General features: G+C 73.0%; 11 protein-coding genes and 5 tRNA genes. 6 read left to right on the plus strand and 10 right to left on the minus strand.

Annotation, left to right across the window (positions count from 1 at the left end; all coding sequences use genetic code 11):
• Nucleotides 1–22 precede the first annotated feature (22 nt).
• Nucleotides 23–844, minus strand: coding sequence for an aminotransferase class IV (locus OH735_RS06225; RefSeq protein ID WP_406380158.1), 822 nt, complete (start codon nucleotides 842–844; stop codon nucleotides 23–25).
• Nucleotides 844–1878 (minus strand): chorismate-binding protein, encoded by a 1035-nt coding sequence (locus OH735_RS06230; RefSeq protein WP_406386436.1) that lies wholly within the window; start codon nucleotides 1876–1878, stop codon nucleotides 844–846. Before OH735_RS06230 ends, OH735_RS06225 begins: the two co-directional genes overlap by 1 nt.
• A 163-nt stretch (nucleotides 1879–2041) precedes the next feature.
• On the opposite strand from OH735_RS06230, the gene OH735_RS06235 reads away from it, so the two are divergent.
• The 5 genes from OH735_RS06235 (at nucleotide 2042) to OH735_RS06255 (ending at nucleotide 2484) form a co-directional block, all read left to right on the plus strand.
• Nucleotides 2042–2114, plus strand: a tRNA-Gly gene (locus tag OH735_RS06235).
• 37 nt (nucleotides 2115–2151) lie between these two features.
• A tRNA-Cys gene (locus tag OH735_RS06240) sits at nucleotides 2152–2225 on the plus strand.
• 1 nt (nucleotide 2226) lies between these two features.
• Nucleotides 2227–2298, plus strand: a tRNA-Val gene (locus tag OH735_RS06245).
• 19 nt (nucleotides 2299–2317) lie between these two features.
• Nucleotides 2318–2389: transfer RNA gene (locus OH735_RS06250), tRNA-Val, on the plus strand.
• 23 nt (nucleotides 2390–2412) lie between these two features.
• A tRNA-Val gene (locus tag OH735_RS06255) sits at nucleotides 2413–2484 on the plus strand.
• Between the two features lie 115 nt (nucleotides 2485–2599).
• Here OH735_RS06255 and OH735_RS06260 read toward each other — a convergent pair.
• The 3 genes from OH735_RS06260 to OH735_RS06270 form a co-directional block, all read right to left on the minus strand.
• Nucleotides 2600–2875: a zf-TFIIB domain-containing protein gene (locus tag OH735_RS06260; protein ID WP_406380160.1), complete on the minus strand. Its 276-nt coding sequence runs from the start codon at nucleotides 2873–2875 to the stop codon at nucleotides 2600–2602.
• 68 nt (nucleotides 2876–2943) lie between these two features.
• Nucleotides 2944–3900, minus strand: a complete 957-nt coding sequence (locus OH735_RS06265) for a phosphotransferase family protein (protein WP_406380162.1) — start codon at nucleotides 3898–3900, stop codon at nucleotides 2944–2946.
• A gap of 214 nt (nucleotides 3901–4114) precedes the next feature.
• On the minus strand, nucleotides 4115–4324 hold the full coding sequence (locus OH735_RS06270) for a hypothetical protein (protein ID WP_406380164.1): 210 nt from the start codon (nucleotides 4322–4324) through the stop codon (nucleotides 4115–4117).
• A 656-nt stretch (nucleotides 4325–4980) separates the two neighbouring features.
• On the opposite strand from OH735_RS06270, the gene OH735_RS06275 reads away from it, so the two are divergent.
• Nucleotides 4981–6420, plus strand: coding sequence for a serine/threonine-protein kinase (locus OH735_RS06275; protein WP_406380166.1), 1440 nt, complete (start codon nucleotides 4981–4983; stop codon nucleotides 6418–6420).
• 132 nt (nucleotides 6421–6552) lie between these two features.
• Here OH735_RS06275 and OH735_RS06280 read toward each other — a convergent pair whose 3' ends face one another.
• From OH735_RS06280 to OH735_RS06300, 5 genes are all read right to left on the minus strand, one after another.
• On the minus strand, nucleotides 6553–7371 hold the full coding sequence (locus tag OH735_RS06280; protein WP_406380167.1) for a TrmH family RNA methyltransferase: 819 nt from the start codon (nucleotides 7369–7371) through the stop codon (nucleotides 6553–6555).
• 65 nt (nucleotides 7372–7436) lie between these two features.
• Nucleotides 7437–8708 (minus strand): uroporphyrinogen-III C-methyltransferase, encoded by a 1272-nt coding sequence (gene cobA / locus OH735_RS06285; RefSeq protein WP_406380169.1) that lies wholly within the window; start codon nucleotides 8706–8708, stop codon nucleotides 7437–7439.
• Between the two features lie 229 nt (nucleotides 8709–8937).
• Nucleotides 8938–12342: a nicotinate-nucleotide--dimethylbenzimidazole phosphoribosyltransferase gene (cobT, locus tag OH735_RS06290; RefSeq protein WP_406380171.1), complete on the minus strand. Its 3405-nt coding sequence runs from the start codon at nucleotides 12340–12342 to the stop codon at nucleotides 8938–8940.
• Between the two features lie 332 nt (nucleotides 12343–12674).
• Nucleotides 12675–13913 carry a precorrin-6y C5,15-methyltransferase (decarboxylating) subunit CbiE gene (gene cbiE / locus OH735_RS06295; RefSeq protein WP_406380173.1) on the minus strand — a complete coding sequence of 413 codons (1239 nt, stop codon included), beginning with the start codon at nucleotides 13911–13913 and terminating at the stop codon, nucleotides 12675–12677.
• A 110-nt stretch (nucleotides 13914–14023) separates the two neighbouring features.
• Nucleotides 14024–14701 (minus strand): GNAT family N-acetyltransferase, encoded by a 678-nt coding sequence (locus OH735_RS06300; protein WP_406380175.1) that lies wholly within the window; start codon nucleotides 14699–14701, stop codon nucleotides 14024–14026.
• Nucleotides 14702–14770 lie beyond the last annotated feature (69 nt).

Here is a 14770-nt window from a genome sequence, read left to right on the forward strand (position 1 = left end):
TTACGGAGTCGAGGTGCGGGTTCTACGGGTCGAGGTCGTTCCCGGCCCGCTCGTCGAAGATCCGCATGGCCTTGGCAGTCACCGGTCCGGGCGCACCGGGCAGCTCCCGGCCGTCCACCCGGTGGACGGCCTGCACATCACGCAGGGTGGAGGTCAGGAAGATCTCCTCGGCCCGTTCCAGGACGTCGAACGGCAGGTCGGTCTCCTCGGCCCCCGTCCACTCCACGGCCAGTGCGCGGGTGATCCCGGCGAGGCAGCCGGAGGCGACCGGCGGGGTGTGCACCCGCCCGTCGAGCACGACGAAGACATTGGACCCGGTGCCTTCGCAGAGCTGTCCGACCGTGTTGGCGAAGAGCGCCTCGGACGCGCCGTGCTCATGGGCACGGGCGAGGGCGACGACGTTCTCGGCGTACGAGGTGGTCTTGAGCCCGGCGAGCGCACCGCGTTCGTTGCGCGTCCAGGGGACGGTGATCACGGCGGTGGTGTCGGGGCGGCGGCGCGCCTCCCCGAGGGCGACGACGAGGCCGGGACCGTCGTCGCCGCGGTCGGAGCCGAGCGGGGAGAGTCCTCCGGTGTAGGTGATGCGCAGCCGGCCGAGCGCCATCGGGTTGGCGTCGACGACGGCGGCGCAGGCGCGGCGCACCTCGTCGAGGTCGGGCGCGGGGAGGCCGAGGCCGCGGGCCGAGCGGGTCAGCCGGTCGAGGTGGCGGGTGAGGGCGAAAGGCCTGCCCTCGACGCTCTTGACCGTCTCGAAGATGCCGTCCCCCACAGTGAGTCCGTGGTCGAGTACGGACACCCGGGCGTCGTCGGCGTCCCGCAGTTCGCCGTTGACCCAAATCCTCATCACGCGGTCCTTCCAGTCGCTTCGTGAGCGCCCGACGCTACAGCGAGCAGCCGGGAGGCCTTCAGTTCGGTCTCGTCCCATTCGCGCTCCGGGTCGGAGCCCCAGGTGATGCCGGCCCCGGTACCGAAGCGGAGGACCGGGGCGGCTGCGGTCCGGTCGATCCAGAACGTACGTATGCCGACGGCCAGAGAGGCGGTGCGGCGGTCGGCGTCGACCCAGCCGATGCCGCCGCAGTAGGGGCCGCGCGGTGCGGTCTCCAGTTCCTCGATGATCCTGAGAGCGCTGGATTTGGGTGCTCCGGTGACGGAGCCCGGGGGAAACGCGGCGTCGAGGAGTTCGGGCCAGCCGGCCCCCTCGGCGAGCTCCCCGCGCACGGTGGAGACGAGGTGGACGAGTCCGGGGTGCTTCTCCACGACGCACAGGTCGGGGACCGTGACCGATCCGGTGGCGCAGACCCGCCCGAGGTCGTTGCGGACCAGGTCGACGATCATCACGTTCTCGGCGTGGTCCTTCTCCAGCAGATCGGCCTCGGTCCGCCCGGTGCCCTTGATCGGTCCGGACTCGATGGTCCGGCCGTCCCGCTCGAGGAAGAGTTCCGGGGACGCGGTGGCGATCTCCACGCCGTGCGCGGGCAGCCGGATCGTTCCTGCGTAAGGGGCGGGGTTGCCGCGCGCGAGCAGCGCGGTCAGCGCGTCCACGTCCGAGGCGGCCGGGTCGGGCAGTGGAGCGGTCATCACCCGGCAGAGGTTGGCCTGGTAGACCTCGCCGGCCGCGATGTACTCGCGGATCCGCCGTACGCCCGCGGTGTACGCGGCACGGTCCAGGGACGAGCTCCAGTCACCGACCGCAGGCCCGCGCCAGCCGCCGCGCGCCGGGGCGGCCACCGCCTCCGTACGCACGGAGGCGAAGCGGGCGCAGACGAGACGGCCCTCGAAATCGGCGGACACGGCCCAGAAGCCGGACGAGTCGAGGGCGGTGGGATCACTGGTCACGTCCTGCAGATCGGACGCGACGAGGCCGCCGAAGCGGGCCATCGGGACAAGGTCGTGCACGCCGTTGAGTCTAGGACGGCGCACGATGACCTGCGCCGGGGCGAACGCACCTCAGCACGCTGCACAAACGCGTTTTTGTACTGGCCCGGGAATCCGCTAGAGTTCAACACGTCGCCGGGACGCGCAAGCGGGTCGGAAAAGACAAGCGGACGTAGCTCAGTTGGTAGAGCGCAACCTTGCCAAGGTTGAGGTCGCCAGTTCGAACCTGGTCGTCCGCTCGCAGAAAGTGGGGGATCTTCCCGAACCCCCACTCCTGGTGGAGTGGCCGAGAGGCGAGGCAACGGCCTGCAAAGCCGTCTACACGGGTTCAAATCCCGTCTCCACCTCCAAGGACGATTAGCTCAGCGGGAGAGCGCTTCCCTGACACGGAAGAGGTCACTGGTTCAATCCCAGTATCGTCCACCGGTCCACAAGGACCCCCGCGCGATTAGCTCAGCGGGAGAGCGCTTCCCTGACACGGAAGAGGTCACTGGTTCAATCCCAGTATCGCGCACGCAGTACACGCAGGTTCACCCTGCGCGATTAGCTCAGCGGGAGAGCGCTTCCCTGACACGGAAGAGGTCACTGGTTCAATCCCAGTATCGCGCACGCAGTACAAGCCCCGGTCGTCTCGGCGACCGGGGCTTTGTCGTCCCCGCGGTGGGCGGCGGTGCGTGCGGTGGCGGGCCCGGACGTCTTCCGTCCGGGCCCGCAGCGCTTTCCCTCAGGACGAGAAGAGCATGCGGCCGAAGCTCTTGTGCCGGTAGTGACCGCCGTGGTGGCCGCCTTGGTACTGGGGGGCGCCCCAGGCGGGCGCCGGGGCGGCCGGGTAGGCGGGCGGGGCGGGCGGGGCCTGCTGCGTCCACTGCGCCTCGATGCGGGTCAGGGTCTCCAGCTCGCCGTAGTCGAGGAAGATCCCCCGGCAGCCGCTGCACTGCTCGATCTGTATGCCATTGCGGTTGTACGTCTGCATCTGTGCGTGGCACTTGGGACACTGCATGGTTCGGCTCACTCCTCGCCGTCGGGTCGCCGTCCCCGGAATGCATGCCCGGCGACGGTCGGTTCAGCCTACGACGAGTACTCGGCGGCCAACTCGGGCGGGAGAGCGGCAATTCGGGCACAGGCATCGATCATCGTCTGCTCCACTTCATCCGGACTCCGGCCCTTAGCCGCGGACTTGGCGAGTGCGAGCGCCGCGGTCTGCACGGTCAGGGCGCGGGCCGGGACGTCCAGTTCGGGCCAGGGGTCGCCCTCGGCCTGTACGGCGGGTCCGCCCGCCGCCCGGTAGGCGTCCAGGAAGCGGAGCCAGACGTCGGGGGGCAGCAGCCCGGCCGCGTACCAGGCGGCGGGGCGGGCGAGGTCCCAGGCGGGGTCGCCGAGCCCCGTGTCGTCGATGTCGATGAGCAGCCAGGGTCCGTGCGGCGCGGGGTGGCGGACGAGTTGGCCCAGGTGCAGATCGCCGTGGCAGAGGAAGCCCGCGCGGTGCGGGGGCGCGGCGGCTTCGTCGCGGGCCCAGGCCGGCAGGCGGCGCCAGGCTTCGAGTACGGGGGCCGTGGCCGGTTCGCCGGGCCGGGCGGCGCGCATCCGGGCAACGGCGAGCGCGGCCTTGGCGGGGCCCCGCATGGGCGGGAGCGGGGCGGTGGGCGGGGTCCGGTGGAGCCCGGCGAGCAGGACGGCGGCTTCTTCCCAGGGGGCGGCGTCCGGGTCGTCGGGGTCGACGGGCTGGCCGTGGGGCCACAGCGTGACGGGGCGGCCGTGCAGCGGGGTGGCGGGCCGGGGCCGCAGCGGAGCGAGCAGGATGCCGGTCAGGCGGGGGTCGTTCGCGAGGGTCAGGCGGGTCAGCAGACCGGGGGTGTCCGTGCCGGGGGCGTGGGCCTTGGCGACGACGGGACCGCTGCGGACCACCGTGCCGTCCGCGCGGTCCGCGAGCACGGCCGGTGGCGGGCAGGCGCAGTCGGCCGGGGGTCCGGTGTGGGCGGCCCGGTGGGCGAGGGCGCCCAGCGCGCGTACGACTGCGGTGGTCACGGTCTCCCCCGGTGGCGGACGGATACGGGCGGGCCGGTCCGTGCCGGGCCCGCCGACGAGCGTACGCGCGCGGCGGAAAGGTCCCGGACAGCGCGATGTCCGGTCAGCTCCCCAGCTGACCGGACAAACGCTGCCGTCCGCCGCACCCCCGTCCCCACGGGGTTGTTGGCCGGATGTCCCGGTCCGGACCGCTCTTCCGGACCCGGGGCGCCGCTCAGCGCCCCAGCATCACGCCCACGGACGACGCCTGTGTGACCACTGCGTCCCAGCCGCCGAAGACGACTACGAGCAGGGCCGCCAGGGGAAGAACCATCGCCGTCGCCACCAGTGGGTGGCGCGTACCGGACGACGGGCGACTGCCGAACGCGGCATTGGCCCTGCGTCCTCGCGTGCGGATCATGGTCCGCGTTGCCGTGTCCGCCATGGTTCCTCTCCTGACCGGATGTGGAGCGGCGGGCGTGTGACCTCGGGGGACGAGTGCTGCGCCCGCCGCTTGACTTCAACATTAGGGAAGCGGCGGGCGTACGACGTCATGCCCGCGTACCGAATGCCGGGCCTCCCGGAGGATGAGCCGTGGGTAGTCGATGTACTCCCCTGGGTGGAGATCGGGCGCCTGATCCCGTGGTCATCCCGGAGGGATGCCCGGAGGGATGCCCGGAATGTTGTGGATCAGATGGGCGGACGGGGTGCGGCGGCCGGCCCGCCGCCGGGCGCCCGGACGAGGCCGTCGGCGGATCGGACGGCGGCCGTGACTTCACTCACTCGCCCGCGCCCGGGCTCCCGGCGGCGGGCCGGGGCCGTGTCGCCCCGGTCGGCGCGGGCCGGTCCCTGCCGGTTCGGTGTGCGGCGCCGCCCTCGTCGGGGCCGTGGGCTTCATGGCACCAATCTCTCGTCACCGCACGCGGTTTGAGCATCCGGTGCCGTCCGGTGCACGAACGGCCGCGACCCCACACCCCGTCACGCGCCGTGCTGCGCACCGACAATCGATCGGCGGGCGAGGGCGCGGCCTCTGAGCGCCCCGGGCGCCGGGTACGTAAGCTGTGCCTCGTCAGGCGTACCAGGCAGCGGGGATGGGCAGACATGGCGATGATGCGGCTCCGGCGCGAGGACCCGCGTGTCGTCGGTTCGTTCAGGCTGCACCGGCGGCTCGGAGCGGGCGGCATGGGCGTCGTCTACCTCGGTTCGGACCGGCGGGGCCAGCGGGTGGCCCTGAAGGTGATCCGCCCGGATCTGGCGGAGGACCAGGAGTTCCGCTCGCGGTTCGCGCGCGAGGTGTCCGCCGCGCGGCGGATCCGCGGCGGCTGTACGGCCCGCCTGGTGGCCGCCGACCTGGAGGCGGACCGCCCGTGGTTCGCGACGCAGTACGTCCCGGGGCCCTCGCTGCACGACAAGGTGGCCGAGGAGGGCCCGCTGTCGGCGGCCGAGGTGGCCTCGATCGGGGCGGCGCTCTCCGAGGGGCTGGTGGCGGTGCACGAGGCCGGTGTCGTCCACCGCGACCTGAAGCCGTCGAACATCCTCCTCTCTCCCAAGGGCCCCCGGATCATCGACTTCGGGATCGCCTGGGCGACCGGGGCGTCCACCCTCACGCATGTCGGTACGGCGGTGGGCTCGCCGGGATTCCTGGCTCCCGAGCAGGTGCGCGGCGCGACGGTGACGCCCGCGACGGACGTGTTCTCGCTCGGTGCCACACTGGCGTACGCCGCGATGGCCGACTCGCCTTTCGGCCACGGCAGTTCCGAGGTGATGCTGTACCGCGTGGTGCACGAGGAACCACAGTTGTACGACGTGCACGACGCGCTCGCGCCGCTGGTGAGCGCCTGTCTGGCGAAGGACCCCGAGGAGCGGCCGAGCACGCTCCAACTCTCCATGCGGCTCAAGGAGATCGCGGCACGGGAGGCGCAGGGGCTGCACGACATCCGTCCGCCCGTCCAGCGTGCGGCACAGGAGCTGGACCGGCCGACCGGCCGGATCGACGGCCCGTACACCGAGCAGCAGACCCGGCGTACGGCTCCTCCGGCGCCCCGCCGGCAGAAGCAGCAGCAACCGCAGAGCGGCCGGCAGGCCACGTCGTCGCGAGCCGGGTCGCCCCGTACCCGTGGTTCGCGCCCTCAGCAGCATCAGCCGCCGCGCAACACGACGCGGTCCGGCAAGCGTCCGCAGAGCACGAACGGGACGAACGGCCGGCCGGGAACGCGCCCGGGGGCCCGCAAGACGTCGACCGGGCGGCGTCCCGCCAATCCGCGGCTGCTGCGGCAGCGGCTCGTCGTCTTCGTCGTGGTGACGCTGCTGGTGGCGCTGGGCATCGCGGCGGCACAGGGGTGCCAGGGTCCGGCCCGCGGGCTGGGCACGGACCGCCCCCAGGGCCAGGCGCAGAGTTGGAACGAGGCGCGGGGCGGGAGTCCGGGCCGGGCGGGAACTCCGGCGCAGAGTCCGGGGCTCCGGTGGGTCTGTCCGGCGGATCAGGGCCGGACAGGGAGCGGCGTCCGGTGCGGTGCATCGCAAGGCGCCGGAGCGTCCTGAGGTGGGGTCTCCCCTGCTCGAACGGGGTTGAGAGCTTGGGGAAGGACCTATTCGGGCGTTTCGGCAACGCCGCGAGGTGCCGTACCAGACGCCGCGACCCCGGCCCTGATCCGCCGGACAGACCCTAGCCGGTCAGCTCTGCGGGCGGCCCGATGCCACGGCGTAGAACGCGACCGCGGCGGCGGCTCCCACGTTCAGCGAGTCGACTCCGTGCGCCATCGGGATGCGCACCCATTCGTCGGCGGCGACCAGGGCCTGGGTGGACAGCCCGTCGCCCTCGGCACCGAGCATCAGCGCCACCTTGTCCATCCGGTGCGGTGCCGCCTCGTCGATGCTGCTGGCCTTTTCGTCCGGGGTCAGCGCGAGGAGTTCGAAGCCCGCTTCCCGTACGGTCTCCAGGGCCTTGGGCCAGCTGTCGAGACGGGCGTAGGGGACGGAGAAGACCGCGCCCATCGAGACCTTGACGGAACGCCGGTAGAGCGGATCGGCGCAGTCCGGCGAGAGCAGCACGGCGTCCATGCCGAGGGCGGCGGCGCTGCGGAAGATCGCCCCGATGTTGGTGTGGTCGTTGACGGCCTCCATGACGACCACCCGGCGGGTCGTCGCCAGCAGTTCGTCGGCCGTCGGCAGGGGTTTGCGCTGCATCGAGGCGAGGGCGCCGCGGTGGACGTGGTAGCCGGTGACGCGTTCGGCGAGTTCGGGGCTGACCGCGTACACCGGGGCCGGGACCTCGTCGATGACGTCGCGCATGAGGTCGACCCACTTCGCCGAGAGCAGCATCGAGCGCATCTCGTACCCGGCGTGCTTGGCGCGTCTGATCACCTTTTCGCCCTCGGCGATGAAGAGGCCCTCGGCGGGCTCACGCCTGCGCCGGAGTTCGACATCGGTCAGTCCGGTGTAGTCGCGCAGGCGGGGGTCGTCGGGGTCGTCGACGGTGATGAGATCAGCCACGGGTTCGATACTGCCTTGTCCGGTGTGTGATGCCAACGGCTTGGGGGAAGTTCTGTTACCGCTGGTTACTCGACGGTGCGCGGTGCGGCGCTCGTGCCGACGGCGACGACGTCGCCGATGACGATGACGGCCGGGGGGCGTACGTCCTCGGCGACGGCCCGTTCGGCGACGGTCGCGAGCGTGGCGTCGACCCGGCGCTGAGCTGCCGTGGTGCCCTCCTGGACCAGGGCGACCGGGGTCTCGGGGGCCTTGCCGTGGGCGATGAGGGTACGGGCGATGGCGCCGATCTTGTCGACGGCCATCAGGAGCACGAGGGTGCCGCGCAGCTTGGCGAGGGCCTGCCAGTCGACCAGTGAGCGTTCGTCGTCGGGGGCGACGTGGCCGCTCACGACGGTGAACTCATGGGCCACTCCGCGGTGGGTGACGGGGATGCCGGCGGCGCCGGGCACGGAGATCGAGCTGGAGATGCCGGGGACGACGGTGCAGGCGATACCTTCGGCGGCGAGCGCCTGGGCCTCCTCCATGCCGCGGCCGAAGACGAACGGGTCGCCGCCCTTGAGCCGCACGACGGCCTTGCCCGCCTTGGCGTGCTCGATGAGCGCCTGGTTGATGGCCTCCTGGGCCATGTAGCGGCCGTACGGGATCTTCGCAGCGTCGATCACCTCGACGTGCGGCGGGAGTTCGTCGAGCAGGTCGCGCGGGCCGAGGCGGTCGGCGATGACGACATCGGCCTCGGCGAGGAGGCGGCGGCCGCGCACCGTGATCAGGTCCGGGTCACCGGGGCCGCCGCCGACCAGGGCGACGCCGGGGGTCCGGGTGCGGTGGTGGGGTGCGGCGAGGGTGCCGTCGCGCAGGCCCTCGACGATGGCGTCGCGGACGGCGGCACAGTGGCGCGGGTCACGGCCGTGGGTGTCGGTGGTGAGGACCGCGACGGTGACGCCCTCGCTGCGGCCGGTGGCCGGGGTCCAGGCCGTGGCGGCGTCGGCGTTGTCGCTGCGGACGCACCAGGTGCGGGTGCGCTCGGCCTCGGCAGAGGCGGCGTCGTTCGCCGCGGTGTCGTCGGACGCGATCAGGGCGTACCAGGCGTCGGCCAGGTCCCCGTCGGCGTACGGGCGGCGCTCCCAGCGGATCTCGCCGGCGTCGGCCATCGCCTCGACGGACGGGGTGGCGGCCGGTGACACGAGGACGATGTCGGCGCCCGCCGCGATGAGTGCGGGGAGGCGGCGCTGGGCGACCTGGCCGCCGCCGACCACGACGACGCGGCGTCCGCCGAGACGCAGTCCGACGGGGTACGCAGGGTGATCGGCGTGATCGGCGTGAACCGCGTGCTCGGCCATGGCGGTGCGGGCTCCTCGTGCAGGGGACGGAGTGCGGCGGCCGCTGCGGCGGTGGAGCGGCTGTGACGTGCGGGTTCGTGGGGTGGGGTCCACGATACGGGGTGGGTGCGGGGGTGGGCCGGGTGCGGGCGGGCAGGCTTGTTCCCCCTGCCCGCCCCTTCCCGTAAGGGGGGAGCTCCGCCCCCGGACCCACGCGCCTCACACACCGGCGAGGCCGCCCTCGGTTCCCCTACTTCTCCGTGACGCCTGCCGCGTCGAACGTCGCCACCTCGTGCATCGCCCGCGCCGCGCTCTGCACGATCGGGAGCGCCAGCAGCGCGCCCGTTCCTTCGCCGAGGCGGAGGTCGAGGTCGACCAGCGGGCGCAGGCCCAGCTTGTTGAGCGCGGCGACATGGCCGGGCTCGGCGCTGCGGTGGCCCGCGATGCAGGCGGCGAGGGCCTCGGGGGCGATCGCCCGGGCGACGAGGGCCGCGGCGCCCGCGCTCACGCCGTCGAGGACGACCGGCGTACGGAGCGAGGCACCGCCCAGCAGGAAGCCGGCCATCGCCGCGTGTTCGAGGCCGCCGACCGATGCCAGGACGCCGATCGGGTCGGCCGGGTCGGGCTGGTGGAGTTCGAGGGCCCGGCGGACGACATCGACCTTGCGGGCGTGCATCTCGTCGTTGATGCCCGTTCCGCGGCCGGTCACCTCGGCCGGGTCCATGCCCGTGTACACGCAGATCAGGGCGGCCGACGCCGTGGTGTTGGCGATGCCCATCTCGCCGGTGAGCAGGCCCTTGTTGCCTGCCGCGACGAGATCGCGGGCGGTCTCGATGCCGACCTCGATGGCCGCGAGCACCTCTTCGCGGGTGAGCGCGGGGCCGGTCGTGAAGTCGGCCGTTCCGGCGCGGACCTTGCGGGGCAGGAGGCCGGGCGTCGCGGGCAGTTCCATGGCCACGCCGACGTCGACCACGCACACCTCGGCGCCGACCTGGGCCGCGAACGCGTTGCAGACCGCGCCGCCGCCGAGGAAGTTGGCGACCATCTGGCCGGTGACCTCCTGCGGCCAGGCGGTGACGCCCTGGGCGTGCACCCCGTGGTCGCCCGCGAAGATCGCGACGGCCGCGGGCTCCGGGATCGGCGGCGGGCACATCCGGGACAGCCCCGACAGCTGCGCGGAGATGATCTCCAGCATGCCGAGCGCACCGGCGGGCTTGGTCATCCGCTTCTGGCGTTCCCACGCCTCGCCGAGCGCCTTGGCGTCCAGCGGGCGGATGTTGGAGATGGTCTCCTGCAGCAGGTCGTGCGGCTCCTCGCCGGGCAGGGCACGGCGGCCGTACGTCTCCTCGTGGACGACCCAGGACAGCGGGCGGCGCTTCGACCAGCCCGCCTGCACGAGCTCGGGCTCCTCGGGGAACTCGTCGACGTAACCGACACAGAGGTACGCGACGACTTCGAGGTGCTCGGGCAGCCCCAGGGCGCGGACCATCTCGCGCTCGTCGAAGAAGCTGACCCAGCCGACGCCGAGGCCCTCGGCACGGGCGGCGAGCCAGAGGTTCTCGACGGCGAGTGCCGAGGAGTACGGGGCCATTTGCGGTTGGGTGTGCCGGCCGAGGGTGTGGCGGCCACCGCGGGTGGGGTCGGCGGTGACGACGATGTTGACCGGGGTGTCGAGGATGGCCTCGATCTTCATTTCCTTGAACTGCTTGGCCCGGCCCTTGGGCAGCGACGTGGCGTAGGCGTCGCGTTGGCGCTGTGCCAGTTCGTGCATCGAACGGCGGGTCTCCGCCGAGCGGATGACCACGAAGTCCCAGGGCTGCGAGTGGCCGACGCTGGGCGCCGTGTGCGCGGCTTCGAGGACCCGGAGCAGGACCTCGTGCGGAATCGGGTCGCTGCGGAAGCCGTTGCGGATGTCGCGGCGCTCGCGCATGACGCGCAGCACTGCCTCGCGCTCGGCGTCGTCGTAGCCGGGAGCGGGCGGGGCGGCGGGAGCCGCGGACTCCTCGGACGCGGGCGCCTGGGGGGCTGCCGCCTCGTCGGCGAGGGGCTCGGGCTGGAGTTCGGGCTGGGCCTCGGGCTGTACGGACTCCGCGGGCGCGGGTTCGGTCGCTTCCGCGCTCTCCGTGGGGGCCGCGGGCTCGGTGAGGGCCGTGATGTCCGTGGGGGCCGTGATGTCCGGAGTCTCGATGACCTCCGGGCCCGGCTCGGGCTCCGGATCCGGCTCGGGCAGAGCCTCTGCCTCGGGGGCGGGTTCGGGTGCGGTGACCGTCATAGGAGCTTCGGCGGTCTCGACGGCTGCCACGACCTCGGCGGGCTGGACCGGCTCCATGACGATCGCGACCCGCTCGGGTTCGGGCTCGGGCTCCACGGCCTGCTCCACCACGGGCGCCGGCGCCAGGTGCGGAGTCGTCGGCACCGACCCCTCCACGGGCACGAACCGGCCCACGGGAGCGGCTTCCACGGACTCCTCAGGTGCGGCCTCCACCGGCGCGGTCTCCACCGGCGTGACGGGGGCGATCTCGATGGCGGGCACCTCGGCGACAGCCTCGGCCTCGGGCTTCGCCGCGCTCTCGACGTCTGCCTCGGCAGCAGCCTCGGCCGGAGCTTCGACAGCGACCTGCGCCGCATCGGCCACCGGCGCGCTCACGGCTTCCGGTACCACCACCGGCGCGACCTGCACCGGCTGCGCCGCAGGTACCGGCTCGGCGACCGGCCCCGGGGCGACGACCGGGTCCTGGGCGACGACCGGGTCCTGGGCGACGACCGGCTCCGGGACGACCGTTTCTGCCGGCGCCGGGGCGACGACCGGCTCCGGCGCCTGGGCCGCCCACGGGCTTCCGCCCTGCGGCAGGATCTCACCGAGCTGCGGGCCCGGCAGTACGGCCGCCCCGTCACCCGGCGTCTCGAAGTACTCGGGTCCGATCGTGGGCGGTCCGGCGTGCCGTGCGGGTGCCTGGGGCCGCGCCTGGGTCTGGGGGTGGATCTGGGACTGGGTCTGCGTCTGGGGCGCGCCCGCGGGTCCGCGGTCGGCGAGCGACCGGACCACTCCGCCGGTCGGCGACCCGCCGTAGGACGGTCCGCCGTCGGCCGCGACCGGACCGCGGTGCAGCGGTCGACGTGCCGGGGTCTGGGGCTGCGGCCGGCTCTGGGCCACCGGGGCGGGAGCCGGGGTGGGTGCGGGGATGCGTACGCCCCTCAGATCCACCGAACCGGAGTCGCGGCCACCGGACTCGTGCGTCCCCTGACCGGTCTCGGGCACCGGGCCGGGCGCCGCCTGCTGCGCGGCGTAGGCGTCCACGACCTGGACCTGCACCTGGACCTGACTCTGGACGGGTTCCTGCGTCTGCACCTGCACGGGCCCCTGGGGCTGCCCCGGAGCCTCGAAGGCAAGCTGCGGCTGGGCCTGGTAGGCGGCCTGTTCGGGCGGCGGTGCCTGCGCGGCGAGGCCGTCGGGGTACTGGCCCGGGGCCGGCACCGCCTGCGGGTCGCTCCAGGCGCCCTGGGGGCTCGGCATCAGCAGGAGATCGTCGTCCTCGGAGACATGCTCGGAGGGAGCGAGGTAGGTGTAGGCATCCGGGGCGGCGATGCCCGGCTGCTCCACCATGCCTGCGTTCTCCGGCAGTCCCTCACCCGGGATCTGGCCGGTGTCACTCATGCGTACCCCTCGCCCATCGTCAGTGCTCCTTCGGCCCTTCGCCCGGGACGCCCGAACACGGCACGCCGGCGCCCGTCAACAAGAACGAGCGGGCGCGCCGCGCGGCACGAAACGGTCGCGGACATACTGCATTCTCGCGGCCGTTCGCCGCCGCGGCAGCTCTTTTCGCCACGGCCCGCTGTGGACTGCGCCACGTCGCGCACCCCCCGGTCTGCCGTACCACAACGGGGGCCAAAACGGTCCCCTTTTCCGGACATTGACGAACGAAGCGACGAACATCCAGGCGCGGTGCAACAATCGGGCAGCCTACCTCGCGCCGTACGCCGAACGGGTCAGGGGGCGAGGTCCGAACGCAGTGCGGAGAGCAGGAACACGACCGAGCGTTCGCGCTCCGACCATGCGGCCGTGTCCAGTTCGACGGACTGGAGGAGCGAACACCGGACGGTGTATCCGTTTCCGGCGAGTGCCGCGCCGAGCGCCTCGGCCTCGTCGCGCGTGGAGGCATGGGTCACGATGCGTTCCGGTCGGCGCTCGGTGACAGCGGTGACGACGGGGACTGAGCCGCCTCCGATCCGTACGACGTCGGGCTCCGGCAGCCGCTCCAGCACATGCGGTGCCCGGCCCTCGACGACCTGGAGCTGGACGCCGAACGACCGGGCCGCCGCCGCGGTGCGGGCGCAGGCCGCCGGGTCGCTGTCGACCGCCAGGACCGCCGCCCCGAAGCGGGCGGCCTCCACGGCCAGGGCCCCGCTGCCGGAGCCGATGTCCCACAGGAGGTCGCCGGTACGGGGGCCCAGGCGGGCCAGTTGGGCGGCGCGCAGCCCCGGGGACTCGCCCTCGCCGCTCTCGTCCCCGGCGTCGGTGGCGCCGCCCGGGTAGGCCTCCTGGGGCAGTGCCCAGCCGCGTACGCCACGGGGATAGGCGGGGTGGCGGCCGGCGATCCAGGCGCCGGTGGCCTGCGGTTCGGGGCCGCCGCCGATGACGATCACCACGTTGGGGTCGCGCCAGACGTGGTCGGCGGCGTTCTCGGAGGTGACGACGCTGACCTGTTCGCGCGCGGTGCCGAGTTCCTCGCAGATGACGAAGGTGCGGTGGACGCCTTCGAGGAGCAGGGCGAGTTCGGCGGGGCCCGCGCCGGGCGAGGTGAGGACGGCGACCTTGTGGTGGGCGCGGCAGACGTTCACGGCGCGGCGCAGGGTGCGGGGGTGGGCGACGACGATCTGGGCGTCCTCCCACGGCATTCCGGCGCGGGCGAACGCGGTGGCGACGGAGGACACGGCGGGTACCACTTCGACTTCGAGGCCGTGTTCGGGGGCGCGGAGGTTGCGTACGACTCCGAAGAAGCCGGGGTCTCCGTCGGCGAGGACCACGGCGCTGCCGCGGTGCCCGGCGATCCTGCGGGCGGCCAGGTCGATGGAGCCCAGGCGGATCCGTTCGGCGTGCGCCGGGACTTCGGGGAGTGCCAGGTGGTGGGCGGCTCCGGCGACGAGCGTGGCGGCCGCGAGGGCGGCGGTGGCCGCTCCGGTCAGCGGCGAGCCGTCCCAGCCGATCACGGTGACCCGATCGGCCATCTGTCGTCAGTCTCCTGGAGTTGTCGCAGGTGGGGCTGCCCGCGAAGGGTGGACAGACCCCTGAGAGTACCCGGGTCCGTACCAGCACGGCGCCGGGGCCCCGGTGGGGATCAGTTCCAGTCGTTGTAGGAACCGTAGCCGCCCGCGTCGGCGAGTTGCTCGGCGACTCCTTCGAGGTCCTCGGAGAGCAGGCCCCAGACGATCAGGTCGGTCCTGATGTCGGTCCAGCTGCCGTCCTCCGTCCGGGTGCGCGCTATGCGGGCGTTGCGCAGGACTCCCTCGCTGATGCAGCCGAGCTTCTGGGCGACCTGCTGGGCGGCGGTGTTGTCGGCGGCGGTGCGCAGTTCGATGCGCTCGAAGCCCTGGTCGCGGAAGAGCCACTGGGCCAGCGCGAGTACGGCCTCGGTGGCGTAGCCCTCGCCGCGTGCCCAGGGGGCGGTGATGTACGCGGCCTCGGTGGCGAGGGTGTGCCAGTCCGTGTTGTGCAGGCGGACCGAGCCGACGAGTCGCTGGGTGAGGAATTCGGTGACGGCGAAGACGATGCCGTCACCGGTGGTGCGCTGTGCGGGAGCGATCCTGCGGACCCAGCGTTCGGCGTCGACCTGGGTGTAGGGGTGAGGGGCCTCGGTCCAGGCGGTGACGAGTTCGTCGTTCATCATCTCGATGTACGCGGGGACGTCCGCCATGTCGAACGGGCGCAGCACCAACCGATCCGTGCTGATGGAGATGGACGGAAAGGTGGAAGTCATGCGCAGCTCCATGCCGAAGACCGTGTAAAGGCACAGCATGCAGCATCGGGCGGGCGTTGTGCATGGGCGGGGCCCACGACGGAGCCCCGCGCACCCCGTAGTGGGGTG

The sequence above is a fragment of the Streptomyces sp. NBC_01618 genome (assembly GCF_045209435.1).
Taxonomy (GTDB): domain Bacteria; phylum Actinomycetota; class Actinomycetes; order Streptomycetales; family Streptomycetaceae; genus Streptomyces.